Source organism: Flavitalea flava (assembly GCF_054461575.1).
Genome location: NZ_JBTLQH010000138.1, coordinates 1 through 644, shown reverse-complemented (window position 1 = coordinate 644; position 644 = coordinate 1). Strand labels below are relative to the sequence as shown.

The 644-nt window shown below is 48.4% G+C and carries 1 protein-coding gene; it reads left to right on the top strand.

From position 1 onward, the window contains the following. Positions 1 to 24: 24 nt before the first annotated feature. The coding region (locus ACX0G9_RS31715) for an IS3 family transposase (RefSeq protein ID WP_459069011.1) at positions 25 to 644 on the top strand (620 nt) is incomplete at its 3' end.

Genomic DNA, 644 nt, shown 5'->3' with positions numbered 1-644 from the left:
CCGGAAAAGCCTGAAAACATCAAAATGATGAATATCCTGGACAAGCATTTAACCCAGCATCCCACGGAAGGCGTTGAGTCTATGGTATTGCTGTTACGTGAGCTGGGCTTCCCTATTGGGCCCAAACGAGTCAGGAGGATGTTCCACCTGATGGGTCGCGAAACCCTGTACAGGCGAAAGAACCTGACCAAGCAGGGCCTCAGGCAGTTTATAAGGCCTTATCTGCTGCGGGGCATGAAGATCAACCGTCCCAACCAGGTATGGTGCACCGATATAACTTACATTCCCATGAAGACGGGGTTTATGTATTTGACGGCCATCATGGATATCTATAGCCGAAAAATCCTAGGTTGGTCCATAAGCAACTCCCTGGATGCGCAGTGGTGCAAGCAGATGCTGGAGGAAACCATAAAAGTGCATGGCAAACCGGAGATACTCAACTCAGATCAGGGCTCCCAGTACACCAGCGCGTTGTGGACCCAATATCTCGAAAAAGAGGGCATACAGATCTCGATGGATGGAAAAGGAAGGGCGCTGGACAATGTGTGGATCGAACGGTTCTGGAAGTCTCTAAAATACGATTATATCTTTTTGTGCCCGGCAGATGATGGTTTTGAACTTTATGAAGGAGTTCAAAACCACAT